The 3,241-nt window shown below is 67.5% G+C and carries 4 protein-coding genes; 3 read left to right on the top strand and 1 reads right to left on the bottom strand.

Annotation, left to right across the window (positions count from 1 at the left end):
• The first annotated feature begins 42 nt into the window (after positions 1-42).
• The 3 genes from rimI to VGS97_RS14695 all read left to right on the top strand — a co-directional run bounded on the left by rimI (position 43) and on the right by VGS97_RS14695 (position 2,173).
• Positions 43-537: a ribosomal protein S18-alanine N-acetyltransferase gene (rimI, locus tag VGS97_RS14705; RefSeq protein WP_349262136.1), complete on the top strand. Its 495-nt coding sequence runs from the start codon at positions 43-45 to the stop codon at positions 535-537.
• A 121-nt stretch (positions 538-658) separates the two neighbouring features.
• Positions 659-1,681 (top strand): tRNA (adenosine(37)-N6)-threonylcarbamoyltransferase complex transferase subunit TsaD, encoded by a 1,023-nt coding sequence (tsaD, locus tag VGS97_RS14700; RefSeq protein ID WP_349262135.1) that lies wholly within the window; start codon positions 659-661, stop codon positions 1,679-1,681.
• Between the two features lie 252 nt (positions 1,682-1,933).
• On the top strand, positions 1,934-2,173 hold the full coding sequence (locus VGS97_RS14695) for a hypothetical protein (protein ID WP_326854047.1): 240 nt from the start codon (positions 1,934-1,936) through the stop codon (positions 2,171-2,173).
• 316 nt (positions 2,174-2,489) lie between these two features.
• Here VGS97_RS14695 and VGS97_RS14690 read toward each other — a convergent pair.
• On the bottom strand, positions 2,490-3,241 hold a 752-nt coding region (locus VGS97_RS14690), incomplete at its 5' end, for an HNH endonuclease (protein WP_326854046.1).

Below are 3,241 nucleotides of genomic sequence, written 5' to 3'. Positions count from 1 at the left end.
CCTGCCCCGCAAACGCGTGTACAGCGGTCGACACGCGCAGTACTGCGGCCAATGCGGTGGTGGGACATCCCGGCGGTGACGGTCCTGGAACACGTGACGTTCCCTGAAGATGCCTGGTCGGTCGGCATGTTCTGGTCCGAGCTGGCCGAGGTGGCGACCCGCTATTACCTGGTCGCCGAGGAGCGCAGCGCGGACGCTACGCATCCGGACTGCCAGGGTCCGCGCATCGTCGGCTACGCGGGCCTGTTGGTCGGCGTCGATGAAGCCGAGGTGCTGACCATCGCGGTCGATCCGAGCAGGGAAGGCCACGGGCTCGGGACCGCGCTACTCACCGAACTGCTGCGGGAGGCCGCACGCAAGCAGTGCGACGACGTCGTGCTTGAGGTGCGCGCGGACAATCCGAGGGCGCAGGCGCTCTACCGCAGGTTCGGGTTCGTGCAGATCGGCACGCGTCCCGGCTATTACCAGCCGGCGAACGTGGATGCCTGGGTGATGCGCTCGTCCGACATCATCGATCGATTCGGAGAAGGTGACTGACCGCGTGACGACGACCAGCAGAGGCCGGGACCGGGACACGGACGCACGCACGCACGCGCACACGAACCCAAACACAAACCCAAACACAAACCCAAACACAAACCCAAACCCAAACGCGCCGATCGTCCTCGGTTTCGAAACCTCCTGCGACGAGACCGGCGTCGGCATCGTGCGCGGCACCGAACTGCTCGCCGACGCGGTGGCTACGAGCGTCGACGAGCACGCACGCTTCGGCGGCGTGGTCCCCGAGGTAGCCTCGCGCGCGCATCTTGAAGCGATGGTCCCGACCGTGCACCGCGCGCTGGAGACCGCCGGGCTGAAGCTCACCGACATCGACGCGGTCGCGGTGACGGCAGGCCCGGGCCTGGTGGGCGCGCTACTGGTCGGCGTAGCGGCGGCGAAGGGCTACGCGCTCGCCCTCGACAAGCCGCTGTACGGCGTGAACCACCTAGCCGCGCATGTGGCTGTGGACCAACTGGAGCACGGTCCGCTGCCCGAGCCGTGCATGGCGCTGCTGGTCTCCGGCGGTCACAGCTCGCTGCTGCTGGTCCCAGACGTCACCAACGACATCAGGCCCCTGGGCAGCACGGTAGACGACGCGGCCGGCGAGGCGTTCGACAAGGTCGCCCGAGTGCTCGGCCTCGGCTTCCCTGGCGGTCCGCTGATCGACAGGGCAGCGACCGACGGCGACGCCACGGCGATCACCTTCCCGCGCGGGCTGACCGGCCCGAAGGACCCGCCGTTCGACTTCTCCTTCTCCGGCCTCAAGACCGCAGTGGCGCGCTGGGTCGAGGCGCGCGAGCGAGCCGGTGAACCGGTCCCGGTGGCGGACGTGGCGGCGTCCTTTCAGGAAGCGGTGGTGGATGTGTTGACGCGAAAGGCGATCCGCGCCTGCAAGGAGAACGGCGTGGACCACCTGCTCATCGGTGGTGGCGTGGCAGCGAACTCGCGCCTGCGCGCACTAGCCCAGCAGCGAGCCGAGCAAGCAGGGATCCGGGTGCGTGTACCAAGGCCGAAACTGTGCACCGACAACGGCGCGATGGTCGCAGCACTTGGCGCCGAACTGGTCGCCCGAGGAGCGCGCCCCTCGCCGCTGGACCTGCCTGCCGACTCGTCGATGCTGATCACTGAGGTTCTGGTGTGATGGGTGAGGCCGGAAACGTTGGCGAGGCAGCCGATGCCAGGGAGGGTCAGAGGGGGGGGCAGGGGCAGCGAGGCCAGGGAAGCCAGACAGATCAGAGAGGCCAGAGGGGTCAGCAAGAGGTCAGCAAAGCAACGTCCGCGAGGCCGGTGAAGCCGACGACATCGGCGACGTCGGCGATGTCGGTGAAGCTGGCAAAGTCGGCGTGGTCTTGGTGTAGCGCGAGGGTGAGGGCGAATACCGGTGCAAGCGCGGGTGCGAGTGCTGATGTGGGAGGCGAAAGGCGACGCCGACGGGTTGATCGCGTGGTGGCGTGATCATGTCGAGCCGGGTCTGCCGGACGGCGTAGTCGCTGAGCTTTATCGCTCGGCGGATCGTGTCGTCGCCCTCGTGCGCCCGGCCGAGAGCGGCTTTCGATTGCCTGAGCCGCCTGCCGAACTGATTGCCAGGCCACCGCACGTGTGGCCGTTCGAGACGGTGAGCGTAGCGACGTAGACGACGTAGATGAGGTAGGCGATGCAGGCGAAGGGCGGCGGGGGCGAAGTAGGTATGGGAGGTGCAATAGCGGCGGGGGAGGGGAGGGAGGGAGAGTGAGCCGCGCGAGTGTCGCGCCGATGTGAGCGCTGGTACCGGTGGCGGTGGCGGCGGCAGCAGTGGGGGCGGGGGCAGCAGTGACAGCGCTGGCGCTGGAATAGCGGCAGTGTCGGTGCCGGGGTGCTTTGGTATGGGATCTGGTGCGGGTGGAGTGGGTGGCGGGACCGGATTCGGTCGTCAGGTTTGTTCGTCAGGGTTCTGTGAAACTTTGAAACAGTCAGGCAGCAGCGACGGGGTAGCGAGTGGGTGTGGTGGTGTAGGTGTGTGCGGTTCGGGTGGAGGTCCATTGGATGGTGTCGTCGGTTCGGTGCAGGGTCCAGTGGTTGTGGGTTTTGTGGTTGTGGTGGCGGCGGCAAAGGGGTGTGAGATTCTCGGGTGTGGTGGGTCCGCCCTGGTTGAAGGGTTGGTTGTGGTCGAGGTCGCAGCGGTCGGCGGGCATGTGGCAGTGCGGGAACACGCAGGTGTTGTGCTTGAGTTGAGCGAGGCGCTTGACGGCGGCGCGGGGGGTGTAGGTGCGGGTCGAGGCGTCCACGAGGGTGCCGTCGGTGGAGGTGAGCAGGAAGCGCCATTGGGCGGTGTGTGCGTGGGCGATGTTGCGGGTTTGTTCGGGGCACAGGGGGCCGTAGCCGTTGAGGTGGCCGGGTTCGTGGCTTAGGCCCAGGAGGGTTTCGATGTTCACCACGACATTGATGTGGGCCAAGGCGGCGGGCAGGGCGGAGAGTGTTGCGGGGCTCGGGTTGGCGCCGCTTGCGGTGTGGTGCAGGAGCGCGGGCAGCAGGTCGGCGCGGCGCTGGTCGAGGGTGCGGGTGTCAGCGGGGTTGTTGTTGTTCTTGCGCTTCGCGCTCTGGGCCAGGGTGGTGAGGGTGCGCATGGCCATCTGCGCCACATCGGCCGGTAGATAGAAACTTAAAGTGGCCATCCCGTCGTCTTCGGCGCGCAGTTCGACTCGGCGGCGAGCACGCTCGTGAC

Source organism: Actinocrinis sp., assembly GCF_035946395.1.
GTDB lineage: Bacteria > Actinomycetota > Actinomycetes > Streptomycetales > Catenulisporaceae > Actinocrinis.
This window is presented reverse-complemented; position numbering and strand designations above follow the sequence as displayed.